At 34.5% G+C, this 17,931-nt stretch carries 6 protein-coding genes and 3 pseudogenes; 2 read left to right on the top strand and 7 right to left on the bottom strand.

All coding sequences use genetic code 11. From position 1 onward, the window contains the following. Positions 1-103: 103 nt before the first annotated feature. The 4 genes from IO68_RS24540 to IO68_RS24525 form a co-directional block, all read right to left on the bottom strand. Positions 104-1,366: a 5-methylcytosine restriction system specificity protein McrC gene (locus IO68_RS24540; RefSeq protein ID WP_026094078.1), complete on the bottom strand. Its 1,263-nt coding sequence runs from the start codon at positions 1,364-1,366 to the stop codon at positions 104-106. Between the two features lies 1 nt (position 1,367). Beyond that, positions 1,368-3,245, bottom strand: a complete 1,878-nt coding sequence (locus IO68_RS24535) for an AAA family ATPase (RefSeq protein ID WP_227500149.1) — start codon at positions 3,243-3,245, stop codon at positions 1,368-1,370. Between the two features lie 125 nt (positions 3,246-3,370). Next, a complete protein-coding gene (locus IO68_RS24530) occupies positions 3,371-4,156 on the bottom strand; it encodes a hypothetical protein (protein ID WP_023013243.1) in 786 nt (261 codons plus the stop codon). Positions 4,157-4,166: 10 nt separating this feature from the next. Continuing rightward, positions 4,167-6,218: a hypothetical protein gene (locus IO68_RS24525; RefSeq protein ID WP_019384255.1), complete on the bottom strand. Its 2,052-nt coding sequence runs from the start codon at positions 6,216-6,218 to the stop codon at positions 4,167-4,169. A gap of 162 nt (positions 6,219-6,380) precedes the next feature. Here IO68_RS24525 and IO68_RS33590 point away from each other — a divergent pair. Then, positions 6,381-6,882 (top strand): annotated as a pseudogene (locus IO68_RS33590) (transposase); the annotation flags it as partial. 89 nt (positions 6,883-6,971) lie between these two features. Next, positions 6,972-8,081, top strand: a pseudogene (locus tag IO68_RS33585) (IS3 family transposase). A gap of 330 nt (positions 8,082-8,411) precedes the next feature. Here the strand turns inward: IO68_RS33585 and IO68_RS24505 are convergent. The 3 genes and pseudogenes from IO68_RS24505 to IO68_RS24495 form a co-directional block, all read right to left on the bottom strand. Continuing rightward, positions 8,412-9,794 carry a hypothetical protein gene (locus IO68_RS24505; RefSeq protein WP_023013241.1) on the bottom strand — a complete coding sequence of 461 codons (1,383 nt, stop codon included), beginning with the start codon at positions 9,792-9,794 and terminating at the stop codon, positions 8,412-8,414. Continuing rightward, a complete protein-coding gene (locus IO68_RS24500; RefSeq protein ID WP_023013240.1) occupies positions 9,787-14,799 on the bottom strand; it encodes an AAA domain-containing protein in 5,013 nt (1,670 codons plus the stop codon). Before IO68_RS24500 ends, IO68_RS24505 begins: the two co-directional genes overlap by 8 nt. A 476-nt stretch (positions 14,800-15,275) precedes the next feature. Continuing rightward, a pseudogene (locus IO68_RS24495) lies at positions 15,276-17,912 on the bottom strand (AAA domain-containing protein); the annotation flags it as partial. Positions 17,913-17,931: the final 19 nt, after the last annotated feature.

The following is a 17,931-nucleotide window of genomic DNA, read 5'->3' as shown; positions in this document are numbered from 1 at the left end:
AATCAAGGTTATTCGATTTTCTACTTTTAAACTCAATTATTTTTTTGGGGGATTACCAAAGAGTTTCCTTGTATAAGGAAACTCCTGTACTCAAAACACAAATTTATAGTGTAGGTAACTTTACAGGAATCTTATAAAATTTCGTAAATTGATCAATTGAATGAACTTTTAAATTTTTAGGTAAGATTCTAGAAGAATTTTGGTCTGGGTAAATGATTAAGCAATCCACAACAATATCTTGCATATTTTCATCCGTGTAACCCAAGCGTTTTAAAATTTTTCGATCTCTAGCATATCCACATATCTGTCTTATATCATCAGAATTAAAACGATTTTGATATTCATCATTATTCTGATAAATACGCTTATATTTGGTATCTATCACCATCTTTTCAGATTCAGTAATTAAAAGAAAATCCGGTTCACCATAATTTCCCTTCGCCTGAAACTGGATTTTACTGCCATATTGTTCTTTCAATAACCCCAATACATAAAGTTCAAAAAGCTTCGGCATATCAATCCAGAAAGGTGGAACTCTTACTACCTTTTTATCCATTTCTCGAATGTTATAACCGAATCTCTTTATAATCATTTCTGCTAAATCAAGTGCTTCTTTATATTCCTTAAAAAAAGCATTAATTTTTATTTTTTTTATCGAATTAAGATCAAAAAACGAGTCATCCACCTCATAGAATGCAGGTTTACAAAAGCTTAGGAGTGGCAAAAAACAATCTGAGAATTGCCTATATTTCGCTAAGTAAAATTCTACAAATTTTAAAGCAGATTTTAAAATTTTATTTTCAATAGAATCTACACCATAGACTTCAAAATTACATATAGTCTTATTAAGTCTGTTCTTTACGATATTTTGTTTTAAAGTCTTTGAAACAAAAACTTTGCCTTTGATCTTAGAACTTAAATTCTGTTCTACTCGGTAATATGACTTTTTTAACCCTTTTCGAACTACCGATTTTAGAACTTGCAGATACCTGATCATTAACAGTGGTGTAATTAAATCCTGTTTCTGATTTATCTCGATATATTGTTCATCAAACTTAATTTCGTACAAATCCTTTGAATGTGCTGATATATCGGAATGTTTCATACATGAGAATAACATATGAAAATAGTCAGTTTCTTTTCTCTCCTCATTCAATTTTGGAGCTACATAAATAGCTATGTCATTCTTTTTAAGCCAATCAACACCGACATAATAATTAGTATGTAACGTAATAACACCTTGACTAAATTTAAACTCTATACACTTTTTTTCCTTATTATTACAAAAAATAATTTCTTTCATATTTGTCAAGTTATCTACTGAAATATCAATAGGTAAATGTTCATATGTTTGATGTAAGTTCACTTTAGACCTTTAAATTTTCAATATGTACTGCAGCGGACTCTAGTAGAATTCCATCTTTCAAATATTCTTTTAATATTGGTTTAATTTCGAAATCCAACTTAACTTTTAACTCATTTTCATCTTTGGTTAAGAAGTAACTATGCCCAATCATCACATCATTCGGTTTAAAATCTGGAGATAAGTAATCATTACCAAAAATTAATTTAACGTCATTAAATAATTGTTTGGCTTTGAGATTATTGATAATACTTTCATCAGGAAGAATATCGACAAATGCAAATCGTCTCCTAATCGCATAATCAATATGTCCTACAGATCGGTCAGCTGTATTCATTGTGCCAATGATGTATAAATTTTTAGGTAAAGTTATATTTCTTTCTCCCTCAAACTCATACATAGACGTTACTGCGTCCCCTCTGTACTCTAGTGCATAAATAAGTTCACCTAGTACTGACGGTAAGTTAGCCCTATTAATTTCATCAACAATTAATACATATTTTCCATTCGGATTATCTTGTGCTTTTTTAGCAAACTCAGCTAATACTTTATTTTCTACCTTATAGGTTATATTGCCACTGTCATTCGTTTCAGCAACAATCCCTCTCACAAAGTCTTCATAAGAATATGCTGGATGGAATTGAATGATCTGATATTCCCCCTGGCTTATCACTTCATGTTCTTGGTTAATGTCTTCTCCAGTTTTCAAATTAAAATTTGAAGATAATATATTTGAAAACTCAAAGGCTGTAATGTCTAAATTAAACTTGGTTTTCTTATCTACATAAACTTCATAAAGCTTTTTATTTTTTTCGAATACATTTAGCCCCGTATAATTTACTTTAAAAATTTTTAAGGAGTGATCAATCATTTTTTCACTATTGATTGGAAAATATTCCTCAGGAAAGTAAGTATTTAAGATTTTTAAAATTAAACTGTCACCAAAATACTTTGCAGTTTTATCAACATTTTTTTGATTTACTAAGCCATGAAGTTCCTTCGCAACGTCCTTCATTGCTTCTTCATCATTGGCTACTTCCTTAACAAATCCATGCTTACTATATTCTTGAGCACTCTTTTTCCAATAAATTTGGTATGAGCGAGACGTACCTGGGAAATAATAACCTAAAGGTTCAAGCCCTCTCTCGAGCCACCAGCAGAAATTATCTCGCTCACCTGTACCCGTACAATATTTATCTAAGGTTAGATTCTTTAGATTTTCTTTAGGAAATTGTTCTAAAAAGTCATTACGAAGACGTTGATGAAGTTTTCTAGTTGCTTGAATATGATCACTAGTCGAATCAAATTTCATTAGTTCACTATCAATAATTTCTTCTGGATGACCAATAGTTTCTGGCTTAATCAAATCTTCTGCTATTAACTTTGCTAATCGAGTTTTTCCAGTTCCTGGAGGACCTTGTAATATGATTTGATGTTTGTATTTGAGCAAACTAATAGTAGTATCCATTAAAACTTTTCCAATTATTGTTTTATACCAAAAATTTATAAATGCTGAATTATTAGCAACTTCTAGAGTAGTAGGTAGATATAATGAATCATACCAATTTGAATTGAATTTCTTTTTAAATTGAACTTTATAAAAATTACCTTCCAAAGATAATATTTCAACCTTTCTTATAAGATCAAACCAAACGCTATTATCTTGATTGTTATAACAATTACTTAAGACTTTTACTAAAGCTAGAGGTCCATCACTTCTAATTAAGACAACATCGCCAACTTTGACTTCTTTCTCAAATTTTTGTGGCTGTCCTTTATCATTTTCCCATTGAACTCCTAACCCTATAACACCTTTTTCTAGAAGAATTCTTTTTACCTCATCACGATTAACTGCTTGACTATCACTAGGATGAAGTTGCATATGCCAAAAATTCATTTTTAACAGAAACTCTTATAAATAACTTATTCCAAAAAAGACATATCATCATCGATTAGGTATGTCTTTACCACTTTATGAAGAGCACTCGGTAAGTGCTCTATTTTGCATTAAGACTTCTGCTCAATTTTCAATTGATCACCACTACCAATCTGCGCCATTGCATTATAAGGAAGCTGGGAATTCACTCGCATCACTTGCTCGATATGCTCAATACGCTTTGTAATAACAGTATCAATGTGATGTTGCATTTTCTCTTTACTAGCAACTACGGATGCAACCACAATCTGACAACGTGCATTTAAGTTCTTTAACTGTTCAGTTTTGAAGTCAAAATGCTTTGCCATTTCACGATCAATTCCACTCATATAAAGTTTTCGACTATCCGAACCCTCTGGGAATTTATTTGCCAGTTCTAACATCTGTGGAACTTTAGCAAACATAAAGTCATCATTATCCATGTCTTTACTTAGATCAGCATACATAGATTCAACTTTCTTAATCTGCTCTTGGCTACCGTTCTCCAGTAAAACCAAGCGCTCTTCCGCTAAATAATTAACCTCTTTCAGCATTTGCATCATTGAGCCCTGCATTGCTTGAAAGCCTTTACATCGTGCTTCAATCATTACTGCTTCAAGACGTGCATTGACTTCCATTAATTCAAGCTGAGCATTTTTGACCAGATCAACACGTTCATTTTCTAGTTTAGCAACTTCAATTTTGTCTGGATCATAGGTAGTTACTGTCGAACTTGTAGATGTAGATGTGGAATACGAACCACCATCGTAATCACGCCCGCCTCCGTAACCACCACCTGATGCAACGCCACCCAAATAACTCCCTACTGCACTTGCCGCCTTACTCACAAAGCCACCAATTGAACTAAACAGCCCCATATTTTTCCCCTTATTTCATTAATGCTTTACGCATTTTAAATATCAATGTATTTACGTCTTTTTCTCGCTGCGCCAATGCTTCGCTATAGCTTTGTGCATCTTGCAGACAGGTAGCTAAGTTCTGTTGCTGAACCTTACGTAGTTCTTCGCTCATAATTTGAACAACATCATCACGTTCAATAAGCTGCTCTTTAGCTAAAAAGTCTGTAATTTCATTGACTACACCTTGCTGCCAAACCTCACTGAAGCGTATAAGCCAAATCTTTTGCGCCGTTGTTTTAGTATTGAATATCACTTTTTCTAACTGTTGCATGAACTGATGAACAAGCTTAGTGTGTTCCTGTTCTTTTTCTAGCTTCTCTTGACGTTGTCCATTCGGCTGGAATGCATAAGTGGTATGAATGCCTAGACGTTTCTGCAAATAAAATTGATCCAATTCAGTTCGGTATTGCTCAATGCATGGCAACACATCAAGGACAGTATTCTCATCTATGACTTTATTTAATCCAGCATCTAGCAAAGGTAGAATTTGCTTTAATAGAGATAAGCGCTCACTGCGCCACTCAGCAAACCACTTGGTAATTTCTTCAATTTCAATACTATTATCCAGACCGATTTGAACTAAATCTTGCTGATACTTATCTACGAGAATGAGATAGTCTTCTACTGATTTACGCAAAACAGATACAATAGTTTTTACAAAATCTAGAGAACCATCTAACCATTCCATTTCTTTCAATGTCTTGGTACAAAGTATTGCTGTATGTTCTGCAAGCAATTCAAAACTTGGACGTACTTGTTGTTCAAGCTGTGCTAATCCAAATAATGTATTGGTCTGTTCTAAATTAGAAGAAATCTGTTGTGACTCTGAGAATAGGTTTATTAAATTCGAACGCAACGGAGTTAAACCTAGATCAAGTCGTTTTTTAATCTGTTGTAATTGTGATTCAAGTAACTGCTTTTCTTCCGTAGTGACATTGATACTTACAGGTAACTTTTTGTCTAGCTCCTGCTTTAATTCGAGGGCAGTCTTCACTAGATCTAGATTGTCATTTTCCCATTCATCAATTTTACCTAAAAGACTATTCAGCCATTTTTGTGCAGAAAGACTGTACTGCCACACAGATTTATTGATTTCATCAATATTATAGTTTTGTATTTCAACAAGAAAGTCATAAGACACTTTACCCACATTTGATACCGCCGCATTTGACAGATCATCATAAGTTAGACCAAGACCCAAAAGTTTTTTCTCTAATTGTCTTTTTTCATAGTAAATTTCAAAAATACTATTGTACTCATCACATTGTTTCTTAGCTATATTGAATCTGTACTGATAATCATCATTGGATTCATTGTGAAACTGATCCAAGAAGGGCTCAAAAATCGGCATCCATCCTTTATCTATAAAGAAATTCAAAATTATTTTGCTTTTTTCCTTTCCGATCATACTCGGATGATCTGGTAATAATTTTGGATTATTCAATACCCTCAGTACAGGGAATACACTATGGTTTAAGTAATTCTGATAATTTCCTGTGACATACCAAGAAAAAGAATCATTTGTGCTGAAGCCTGTTATATAGTTAATCTTTTTTAATTGGCCTAATTTATCTATATGCTTTGAAATAAATATTCCAGTCGCCTTAGATCCTCTAAATTTTTTTGGATAGTCAAATTTTAAATTATGTGAGCCTTGTTTAAAAAAATATGAACCTTTAGTTCTATCAGTTTTCTCATCATAATAAAAAATCTCAGATAAAATTTCCCATCGCCCTTTTTCAATATCGTTAGGTCCATAAGATTTTTTTACCTCGTTCCATTCACGATAGGCAACATGTTTAACGTGGTTAAAATTTGGAAATAAAAAACCAGTTCTACGATCAAATACAACAAATGGCTTATTTTTAAAAGTAAACCAATTCTGCTCTTCTATAGCCTCATATAAAGTATCCTCTACATCACCATAGGCAAATAGTTTCTGATTTACTTCGATCAACTGCACTTTTAATCCATTTATTTCTTTTTGATCGTCATATTTGATTTTAGAAACTGTATTCACATTACCCCCCTAACATTTAAACTATTTTTTAAAAACTCTTCTGTTCTTTATTCACCGACCCATCATAAATAACCCGAATCGCGGATAAGAAATTGACTTGAAAAATAAGAGGACTAGAGCCATCAGTTGAGTTACCAGACCAAACTCACAACTCTAGTCCTGATGTTCAATAGTACCGAATTATTTTGCGTAATTGATGATTTTTTCTTAAATTTGAAGCAACTTATTGGGAGTTTCTCAAACAAAACCGTGATTCCCTAAGCATCAGAAATGCTCAACTTACAATTTCAGAAATCTGATTTATTGCCATTTGGTACAAATGCTCTCATTTCAATAATTTCACAGCCTTTTCACCTGGTTAAAAGAAGATAAAAGCCATTTATTTAAGTACTCGTCTTGCTATCAAAGGATGATTCATCTGATCAAAAGGCATGAATTAGCACTGCATGCCCTACATGTGGCACTGATGAAAGGCCAAAGTACACAATATTTATGGATTGATTCAACAACTCTGCCAGTTTGTAAAAATCAACGTATTCAGCGTCATAAATCATTAGTCCAAATTGCATCACGTGGTAGGAGCTCAATGGGCTGGTTTTATGGCTGTAAATTACATATTGCGATGAACCAATTTAGTGAAATTGCCTGTTCTGCTTTATCGAATGTGATGTGGGTCTAGGATTTTAGACCAGGCCTATAAGTGATAATCTACTCCCCAATAAGCATGGGAAATGCTTGTTTTTGGAGTCAATCATGACACGAAGAAAACGTCGTAATCATTCAGCAGAGTTTAAAGTTAAAGTTGCTCTGGCAGCAATTAAAGGCGACCACACACTCGCTCAACTTTCTACTCAATTCGATTTACATCAAAACCAAATCATTGATTGGAAAAATCAACTGCTTGAACAATCGTCAATATTTTTTCACGACCAACAGCACAACAAGAACCAGAGATTCACCTCAAAGCTTTACATGCCAAGATAGGACATCAGGCATTGCAAATTGATTTTTTAGAAGGTGCGCTCAGAAAAATAGGGCAGCTGAGCGGCAAAAAATGATCGATAAGACCCGTCAACTTTCGGTACGACAACAATCGCAGTAGGTTGTATTACAAGCCCAAAGAGATTTCATCAACTGATTTGAGTTTGATGCGTCTGATCGATGAAATTCATCTCGACTACCCATTTATGGGCAGTCGAATGATACGAGATATGCTACAGCGTCAAGGACATCAAATAGGTCGGCGTAAAGTCCGACGTTTAATGCGCTTGATGGGAATACATGCCTTGTATCCAAAACCCAATACCAGTAAGCCTAATCTTGCACACCGTATTTTCCCATATCTGTTGAAAAAAAATGCTCATAGATCACTCTAATCAAGTCTGGTGTACAGATATCACGTACATTCCTATGGCTAAAGGCTTTGTCTATCTGTGTGCAGTTATAGATTGGCATAGTCGTAAAGTACTGGCTCATCGTGTATCGATCAGTATGGTAACAGACTTTTGCGTAGATGCGTTGCAAGAAGCAATTGTGAAATATGGTTGTCCTGAAGTCTTTCATACAGACCTAGGCAGTCAATTCACAAGCGAGGCATTTTTGAATGAGTTAAAATTGCGAAATATCCGTATAAGTATGGGTGGGAAAGGACGATGGATGGATAATGTGATGATTGAGCGGTTATGGCGCAGCGTGAAGCATGAGGAAGTCTATTTGAAGGCTTACGATACGGTTAAACAAGCGAAACAATCAATTGCTGAATATTTGGATTTTTATAACATGATACGTCCTCATTCAAGTTTGAATAAGGCAACACCGAATGAATTTTATGATCAACATTTACTAAAAGTCATGGCAGCATAATTTAAATATTTAGAGCGGATTTATCACTTATAAAACTGAATTGAGTGGTCTAATTAACGGAACCACATTAGATATATTGAGATTTACGCGAATTGATTACGCTCGTACAAAGATAAATGCTATCAACACAACTAGAGTCAGTTTTGTCTCAATGCATCGTAATACGTGTGAAGTCCTTTAACCTTTACTTTCAACATCGGTTTCTTATGGACGGAATGTCCAAAATTTTAAATCCCGCATTGATCACGGGATTTAAAATTTTGAATAACCGCCGTTTTAAGATTCTCGCAAATACATAAATCAAATAACTTTTGCATCATCCAACTGAATCTACTTCTTAAACATTGGACCAAAACTTATCCCATTTTCCTCTTTTGGTCGTTGCCAAGCATCAAACAAATTCACCAAGCTGTTTACCATACTCTTATTGGTACTCATTGAACCTATTGGAAAACTGGTCAGGTATTCAGCTTCAGAATCTAAGACATGCAAAATTACCACTGCAAATTCGTTTTCTACAACAAGCATTTCAAAGTTTCCTGCTAGCAAACCCTCTTTAATTCCATAGAAATATTTCTGATGGTCTTTTGCAATGATTTTGCGGTAATTAATAATGGATGCTTTATCTTGCTCATTATTCATAGGCAAAAAGCACTTTAGCTTTAATTCAACATTTTGTTTGTTCTTGAGCTGTCCCAAAGCACCAACAAAAGTGTTAAATCTAAGTGATTTTCCCCAAAAGGCATCATCCGGTGCCAACCAATAAATATTCTGAATTAGACGACCAGTTGCAATAATCTCGTTAATTTTATTGAGAATAAGTTTTGCGTTACCTTGGCTATAACATGGTCCTATAAACTGATGATTACTTTCATCTCCTGAGCTTTCAATAATATTTAAACTATTGAATAATGCTACCGATGCCAAGAAACGCCCATCTTTAAAATATTGTTGTAAGTTAAATTCTTCAAATCCATCTAGATTATCTACGATGTCTTTAATATTGTTCCCTTTCTTACTTTGACCTAAAACCTGATAAGTTTTTTCTCTAAGTTCTTCACTCATAATAGAGTCAAAAACTTTAATTGCTTGTGGTTCTGCATTGGCATCAATATTAAGGTCAAGGGATTTACGTACCGTACAGTCTTTGACTTTCTTAACCGTACCCATCTTATAGATGCTTGGTCTACCATCCATTTTTTTTAGTGTTATGACCTCATCTTCTACAAGTTGGTAAAATTGCTTCTGGAATCTATCACGCACAATGTTTTCACTGTTTGCAGCATTCAAGTTTGAAGCGATTAATTTCAAACCATACATATTATTGTCAGGCTTTTCCGGAATGAAATTGAAATTAGTTAACTCATACATCAAATTTTGAGTATGCTCCAGAATTGATGCCACTTTAGGTATTGAGTCTACAGTTGTGAAATATTTCATTGATTTATTTGTTAGATAGAATAAATCGTCCTTTTTTAGTTCAATTTCATTATTTGTAATAAGTTGATCCAATACTATTCTGGATTCTCTTTGATTCAACCCTAAAAAATTGGCAACACTATCTGCTGACATTGGGCTAATACGAAGTAATCTCATAATCATTGAGTCAATGAAATTTGGCATTTGACTTGATGTATAATTAAACTTAACTTCAAAGCGTTGCGCAGGGATTAGGATATCCACATCATGATATGGAATGCTGTAATTAGTCATGAGTGATTCCTCTACGTGAATTATTTGCAGTCTTAACGTGTCGTCTTGTTTCTAATTTAGGATCAGCAATATATTGATAGTGATCTTTATCTCCTAATCGCTCATTGATATAGATAAAAACTTCACCCAATGGAGTTTCTTGATGCTTTGGCATATTCCACAATCTTGATGCACCAAATATAACTAATCTATCCATAGCTCTTGATAAGGCAACGTTGATTCGATTTGGCATTTTCATGAAACCGATTTTGTTATCTTCACTGTTACGAGTAATGGACAGAATGATTATTCTATTCTCTTTACCCTGATAGCTATCTACCGTATCAATTTTCACTAGGTTCCTAAAATCCTCATTCCAAGACTTAGAGTTGAACTGCTTCCTCAAATGACGTTTTTGTTCCCCATACATACAGATAATGCCGATCGGTGGCTCATTCGGCTTAGATCTGTCTTTTAGCTCTTTCAATAATTGTTCATCTGCATGTATACGCTCTAACAAATCAATAATTTTACGAGCTTCGTGTTTATTGAAGAATGTAGTACCCACTGCATCACTGAATTTCTCTGAAGTATCTACCCATGTGACAGTAGAGCGTAATTCTTTAACGGTAGATTGCTGATAGATATGTGGCACCATGCGTACCATATCTTTGTGGTGAGAATGACCTAAAGGTTCGATAACGCCAGTATTTAATTCATCATCATAGAAACAAGCCGATACCATTTCCCCAATTGCCGGTGCCATACGGTATTGAACTAAAAGTTTTCCTTGAACTGTCTTACCATAAGGAGAGTTAAACAATCTCTCAAAATCACTTTTTAAATTAGCCTCAATACGATTTTTAGAGACCCCTAATTTACGACCAAGTGCTTTTGCATGTTCCGGTGAATAGAGTGGCGGTAATTGTTTATGATCACCAACTAACAGGATTCTTTTAGCCGATTGCATTGCAATAGCTAATTCAGATGAAATTGATCTCGCTGACTCATCAATAATGACCCAATCAAATGATTGGTTAGCGATGTCTATCGAATGATGTCCTATTCCCACACATGTACCACAAACAAATTGACGGGTTTTTGAAAGATATGTTTCGTAATTTGCATTTGGACTATCTATTAACTCATCGTAATCAAACGCAATTTTTACAAGTGCTTTAGCGTTACTGGCAGCTTTACCATGCACTTCAAAAGCATCATCTAACATCTGCCAAATTTGATTTTCACGATCTAAAATTTGACGGCTATTTAAACCTACCAATGATGAATACAGCTCAGGTGAATAGCCCTTGAGTCTTTCAATAAGCTTGTCGGCTAGTTTATTCCACTCAGTTTTTGAGATTAGATTTTCTTCTGGTAATTCGCTTGAAACCAACAATCTTGATAAATGCCCAAATAATTGTACTTTTAGGAACAAGGCACATGCTAAGTATTCTCGATCAACACCAATGGACTGACTTAAAGATAAAACCCGTTGTTCCATTTCACTTAAAAACAGATTTTTATGTGTTGAAATGATTGAGTCTGAGTAAACATCTTTTAAGTTATTCGATACTGCACTTTCTCTATTACTGAAACGAACAATCTCAAACGGCGTATTCAAGCGGTTAGAATGTTTTCTAATTCGCTCAGCAGCTGTATTCACAGCTTCGTGTGATTGACTAACCATCAATACATTATTGACATTCTGCTTCTCGAATAGGTAATGAACGAATGCAGCAATAAACTCCGTTTTACCTGTACCTGGGGGACCTTGGAGAATAGAAACTGGACCATAGTTGATAAGTTTACGAAAAGCTTTTCGTTGTAAATCATTCAGACTAACAACCACCTTGCCCGTTTGATCTGTTTGATCATATCTCTCAAAATCTTGGTCTGTTACCTCAATGTCATAACAAATAGGATTTATATTTGAGTCAGGTTCAAAATAATCAACTAAATTCGGTATATCCGATTGCCGTCTGAGAATCTGTTCTAGAGCATTTTTTCTTTTTAAGAATGATGACTTATCCGCTTTCGTGCGTAGGTATAAGACCTCACCTACTTTAATTTTATCCGCATGTTTAACACCCTTTACTCGCAACTCACCTGCTAAAGAGTGTTGAATATCAATGTCCCCTACACGGAATTCCCTGTCGTCACCATTAAAATCAATAGTTTTATGGATCAGGCTGATAATTGAGTCTTTAGGGAATTTGTCTAATACATCATTGTCATCTTCATAGCGTGCGATATAAATTTTATTATCAACAAACTGTAGTGGTTGAGATAAAATGATATAAGGTAACGCCTCTGTCTCCGTTTCTAAAATTGCTTTCCATAGCTTTCTAGTGTCAATATTCAATGCAGCTAAATTTTTAACCTCATCAGTGAGGTCATTTGAATAATGATCTAAGATTAACGGTACATCAGGATTAATATTTTGTTCTAAACCCGATAAAATTTGAGAATCAACACTTTCTTCTTGATCATTTAATTGACTTGCAAGAACATCATCAATAGCAGTTACAAATTCTTCACGTTCAAAAAGAAAATTAGAAAGATCTGAATAATCTGAACGGCCAACTGCATGTTGTACATCTAGAGCTACATTAATCTCAAGTACAGCTTGATCTACAATGTAGTGTGGCACCACATCCGACTCACGGACACCAGTGATAAATTTAATACTTTTACTTTCAGGATTTAAAATAAATTGTATAGAGCCACCAATACCTTGCATTTTAACAACAATGTCTTTGGCATTACGCCCCTTTTCTAATGACACATATACACGTTTATTGTCGCCGTAAATTGTAAGTTCATTAAACTTATCTGGCACAGGCACTCGAATAGTTGGCGTATCACTATTACCTTGGGCGGTTTCAATGCTATCCAATAACCGGTTAAGATCCCCTAGAGGATATTCATTTTCTTCAAGCTCTAATTTAACAGCGTCACTAATCCATCTAAAGTCAGTGCTATCTTTACCAATCTCGAAATCTAGGATGTCACATACTAATTTCATGATTGCGAAGTTTTGGCACTGTTCACTCGTTGGGTTATCAATGTGATCAGGATAGTATTCACATTCAGGATCTACTGTATGGTTTATATCTATGATGTCGTTAAAAACAAAACTGTTTTCTTCTAAATTGAATAGAACATTGAAACTAGAAATTCTACCAATAGGTAAACCAAGTTTCTGCAAATGAAGAATTGCTTCAATTAAATTGGCAGCCAACAATAGTCGGGTCTCATTTGTCGTATTAATTTCATTGGCTCTAAAACCATCTTGATAATCATTGACGATAAACAAGGATCTCGACTTAGTAGAAATGCCAACTCTTACAAGCTTTGGTAAATAAGGTAAATTCTGCTCGACTGTCTCATTAATACGTTCAAAGAAATGCTGATATTTGAGAATGTCACTCGATGTAAAATCCTCTATATGTACATCCGACCATTCTTTAACGAGCAAATCACCTGAGCGATATAAAATAACGTCAGGTTCCTCATCTTCATACAGCTCATAATCCTCTGGATAAGCTTTATGTATTCTATCCGTCGTAATGTATTGTTCTAATAATTTCGGATCAGCGCTAAACTCAACTGATTGTACTGGTCTATTGGTATTGAACAGGCGTAGCAATTGGGTTGCATCTTCAACTTCTAGATTGATAGCCTTTTTAACTAGATCACCTATCCAGTGTGAACTTTCAACACTAATATTGCTCAGTGACTTAGACGTTAACCGAATATTCGACCATAAATGCCATGCTAAAACAGCAAGCATATAAGCATCTTTCTTAAACATCGAAACATTCTCAAACTTTGAGCAAGACGTATCATTTAAAAAAGACAGTTCGGGTTGTAATTCTCGAATATTATTATCAATACTTTTAGTATCAGCTGTTAAAAAGTGAGAAATTCCTACCTCTTTTTGAGGTGAGATCCAAATACAATGTGCATTAATATCTCCATGTGAAACGCCAATTTTGTGCATTTCAGAAAATTTGCTTAATAAAATTTGTATTAAATCTAATTGGTCTTCTTCACTTAGATTGTGGCTAATTGTAGTTATGAAGTCATTGAATCGAAGATGACTTTGGCGATATTCAACCAACTCATTGTATTGTTGAGTGATTTGATCTTCCTCTGGCATGATCAAAGGAACAAGTGCCGTGTTATATAAATGGTTACTTTGCTTAAACTCAGCACTGATAACACGCTCATGATTCAGTAAATGAGCTCTAAGTTTAGGAGATTGAATACTCAAATTATGAAAATTTGCGAATTGCCATTGTCTTATAATCGCTTTGTCAGAACGAGATATTGTAGAGGTTGCCTCATACTCCACATAAAGCTTCTTAGGGTGAAAAATAAGCTCATCGTCCTGTTTATATTTATGCACAACAACCTTTTTAGGAGGGTTGTTTTTGCTTGTGAAAATCTTATCGATTAATTCAAAATCTTTGTATAAATGTTGAGCTTGTGGGTGTGGTTTGAACTCTTTATTAAAATTATTTTTGGTGGCAAATTTTAGAAACTTTTCTAGACTTATTACGTGATTTAGATCTTCATCAGGCAAGCCAGAGAAATTGACTTTTCCGCACATAACAACATAAAAATGAACTTTAGGTACAAAACCTGGATTACCCTGAAATTTGTTTTTTAATACCTTTAATTTATTTATAAGAATGAATTGTTTTTGGCGTGTTAAAGAAACTGGTGACACCCCCATATCACGATCATCCATATACCAATTGCCCTCAGCTGTCTTGATCGACTTTCCATTCCAGTCTTTGAGTTCAACAATAATCAGGACACTATTGGTCACTAAAATTAGATCGAATTCCCCCTCTTTTTTTGAGATCTGATCCACCAAGGTATAGCCTGCATAACCATACCAAGGACTCACTTTTCTCATTTCATCTTCTACGCTAAAAGCTTCTCTAATCTTAGTTAATGCTTTAGTTTCGTGTTGATGAATACCATTTGCTTGAGTTTTAATAATTAAAGACATAAATATCCCACAAAAAACACAGAAAAGATCAATCAAATTCAATAATTTAATTAGATTTATATAGTTCTGAATATAGATAAAGTTTGGTATATGGTTATTGGCTTAGAGCAATACATATTGCTTTAGCTCAAAAAATAGGTGGTTTTTTTAATATCAGCCCTCAACCCTACTGGGTTTATTTTTTGTATGTGTGAAAAATATTCAAAATCAAATTAAAAGTAAAGTGTTATTTTAAATATCTTTTATTTGTGTTATCAAATTTTAACAGATTTGGTAATCCTCCCATAAAACACCGAAGTTAAAAGTAAAAGTGGTGGAAGTAACAATCAAAGCTGGTTTCTCATATAGGCTGATGACAATTAAAATGTTTAACCCATTTCAACCCGAATGAAATTTTAGGAACTAAAGATTACTACTGTAATCTTTAGTTAGGTAAGTGTCCGCTAGCGAATCCATTTAAATACAAGCTAGTACAATTAAAGAATTAACAAATCTTTCTCGATGTCACTTTCCGCACTCATTTCAGATTCGGCATCTACCCACACTTTGTGTTCTACATCTTGAGTTAAGCTACTCATTCCATGTGTAGGTTTTATACCCATTGCATCAAGTTTTTCCTTTAATGACATAATCATATTTTCACGTTCAATGGACCAACTCGATGCAAAGCATCTCCAGAATGTCCATCCTGCGCGTTCTAAAGCACGTTGACGAGTCATGTCATCATGCCATTGTTCCGGCCCATGATAGCTATCACCATCACATTCAACAGCCAAACGCTGATCACCATCTGACTCAACGACTAAATCGATTCGATAGCTTCCAACCTTAACCTGTGGAGTAACTGTGTAACCCATTTCATGGAGTGTCGTAAACACAGATTTTTCAAACTCCGATTCACACAAGTCTAATTTTGCTTCAAATGATGCTTTTTGATCTTCTTGCAAATCATAAAAATGATTGAGTAAATTCAGCCTTAGATCTTTTGGAGATATATGATCACGATTCACGGAGTGGACAAGATACATCCTTTCACGAGCACGGCTTGCAGCCACGTTAAATCTCTGTTCATGATCAGATCGACTCAAAGCATGACAATTCTCAGGATCTGCTACCATAGATAAGAAAATAATATCTCTTTCTGCACCCTGAAATGCTGAAGCATCTCCACAAGCAAATTGAACCTGAGTAAGAGTTCCTGCGCCAAACTCATTCAAAGCTTCTGATTGAATGAACTCAGCCTGTGCTGGACCTAGCAACGAGATCACGCCAATTGATCTATTCGTATATCGTTCATCTTTAATAAGTAGCTTCATTTCCTCAATAATTGCTTTCGCTTCTATTCGATTAATATGTTTGCTGTTTTTAGATTCTCTATACCCCTGCGGTGTATAAATTGCGACTAAAGCTGGGCTTAACTGCTCAGACTTCTTCGATAGTCGCATTGGCTTAATACGGTTACCATAAAAGTTTTTATTACTATAACTAATGATTGCAGGATGACAGCGGAAATGCTCTAGAAGCATCACACTTGACTCATAGATAGAAGAAGCCATGTCGTATAAAGACATATCTGGTGTTAAATATGCAGCATGCGGCTGACCATGTAGATAACGATTCCTTAATACATCAATTTGAGCACTTGCTAGGCCGACATTACTCGGAGAAACCTGCTTATTATCCCCCACAACTAATAACTTTTTAGCACGCATTAAAACGGGTAATACGTCAATTGATGATTGTGATGCCTCATCCACAATCACTAAGTCAAAGAGACCTAATTCAGCAGGCATAGATTCAGATACCTGGAGATGTGACATGACCCAGCAAGGAATAGCTGCCGTTGCCTCTTTAAGGGCTACTTGAGCATCTTTTCTATAACGTGGAGCATTCTTACCTGTCCCTTTTCCATAGTGTTGTACAGCAATTTTATAACGCTGTAATGCAACTAAAATTTTATCTGAGGCATTTTCCTTTAATGCCAGCCATGTCTTGTTTGCTGCCAATTGAGCGTAATTTTGAGATAGATTCTTCTCGTGAATACGACGGCGCTCATACAAATTTTCAATTTGACTTGTATTACTGATGGCCATTACAAAAATCTCAAGACGTTTCCATTCCCAAGCCTCTAGCAATGTATTACGTAATACAGGATCTTCAATTTCTTCAGCGTACGGAACTTCCAGAATATGTTTACTAAGAATCAAAGCATTTGTTTTACTCAATCTAATACTGGCGGATTTAACTCTTTCAAAATCTTCAGTTAGATCTTTTAAATGTGATAATTTTTTTAATAGATCAGCATACTCTCCAAGTTCACTTTCATGTAATGAATCGGAATCAATCAGAGATACAATTTTCTTTAACTGATTTGATATTTTATTACCAAACTCTGATAAATAAAGGATTTGATCAGCCAGTTGTTGTTGATAGACTTCTAAATTAAATATTTTTAACTTCTGCCCTAACAATTGAATCAAGTCATCAATATTTTTAGGTAATCCGTAGAAATCAAAAGATTTAGCTCTCTTAAAAACTTTTAAATAATTCGCATTAAATTGATCCAAATATTTATTTTTTAAATCTAGGCATTTTTGGGTTCTACTGATGAGCTGCGTGAACTCTTTTAATATTTCATCGATATTACGATTATTTAACTCAATTAAAGGAATGTCTAATTGTGCGGCAATACTATTCCACTTGCTCATAAAGATATTAAGAGTTTGCTTTCTATCAAGATATTCTTTAAGTCTTTTCCATTCATCTGATGTATCAGGATATTTTCCAGAAACTTTAATTGACTTAAAAAGGTCTTGTAATTCAGCAGTACCAAAATGATACCAATTAAATGGCTTACCTGTATCAACAGCACGTTGAACAGCTTGATATTCTTTTGAGTTTGGTTGTATCTCAAAATTCAGCTCTATGGGATCAATTAGTAGCGTTTTCCTGTATTCCAATAAAGGCTGAACTTCTTGAATAAGGTTACTATAGATATCAAGTTCCATAGCCTTATCTTCTGCATTTATCTTCTTGAAATAGCTCAATAACCATGGTTCTGCATGATCAAGAACAAAGTTTAGATCTTCTAGATAAATCTTTAACCAATCTCTTTGATATGTGCTGAATTAG

The sequence above is a fragment of the Acinetobacter sp. COS3 genome, from assembly GCF_000475335.1.
Lineage (GTDB): Bacteria > Pseudomonadota > Gammaproteobacteria > Pseudomonadales > Moraxellaceae > Acinetobacter > Acinetobacter venetianus.
Note: the sequence above shows the minus strand (reverse complement) of the source record. Positions and strands in the feature narration are given on the sequence as shown.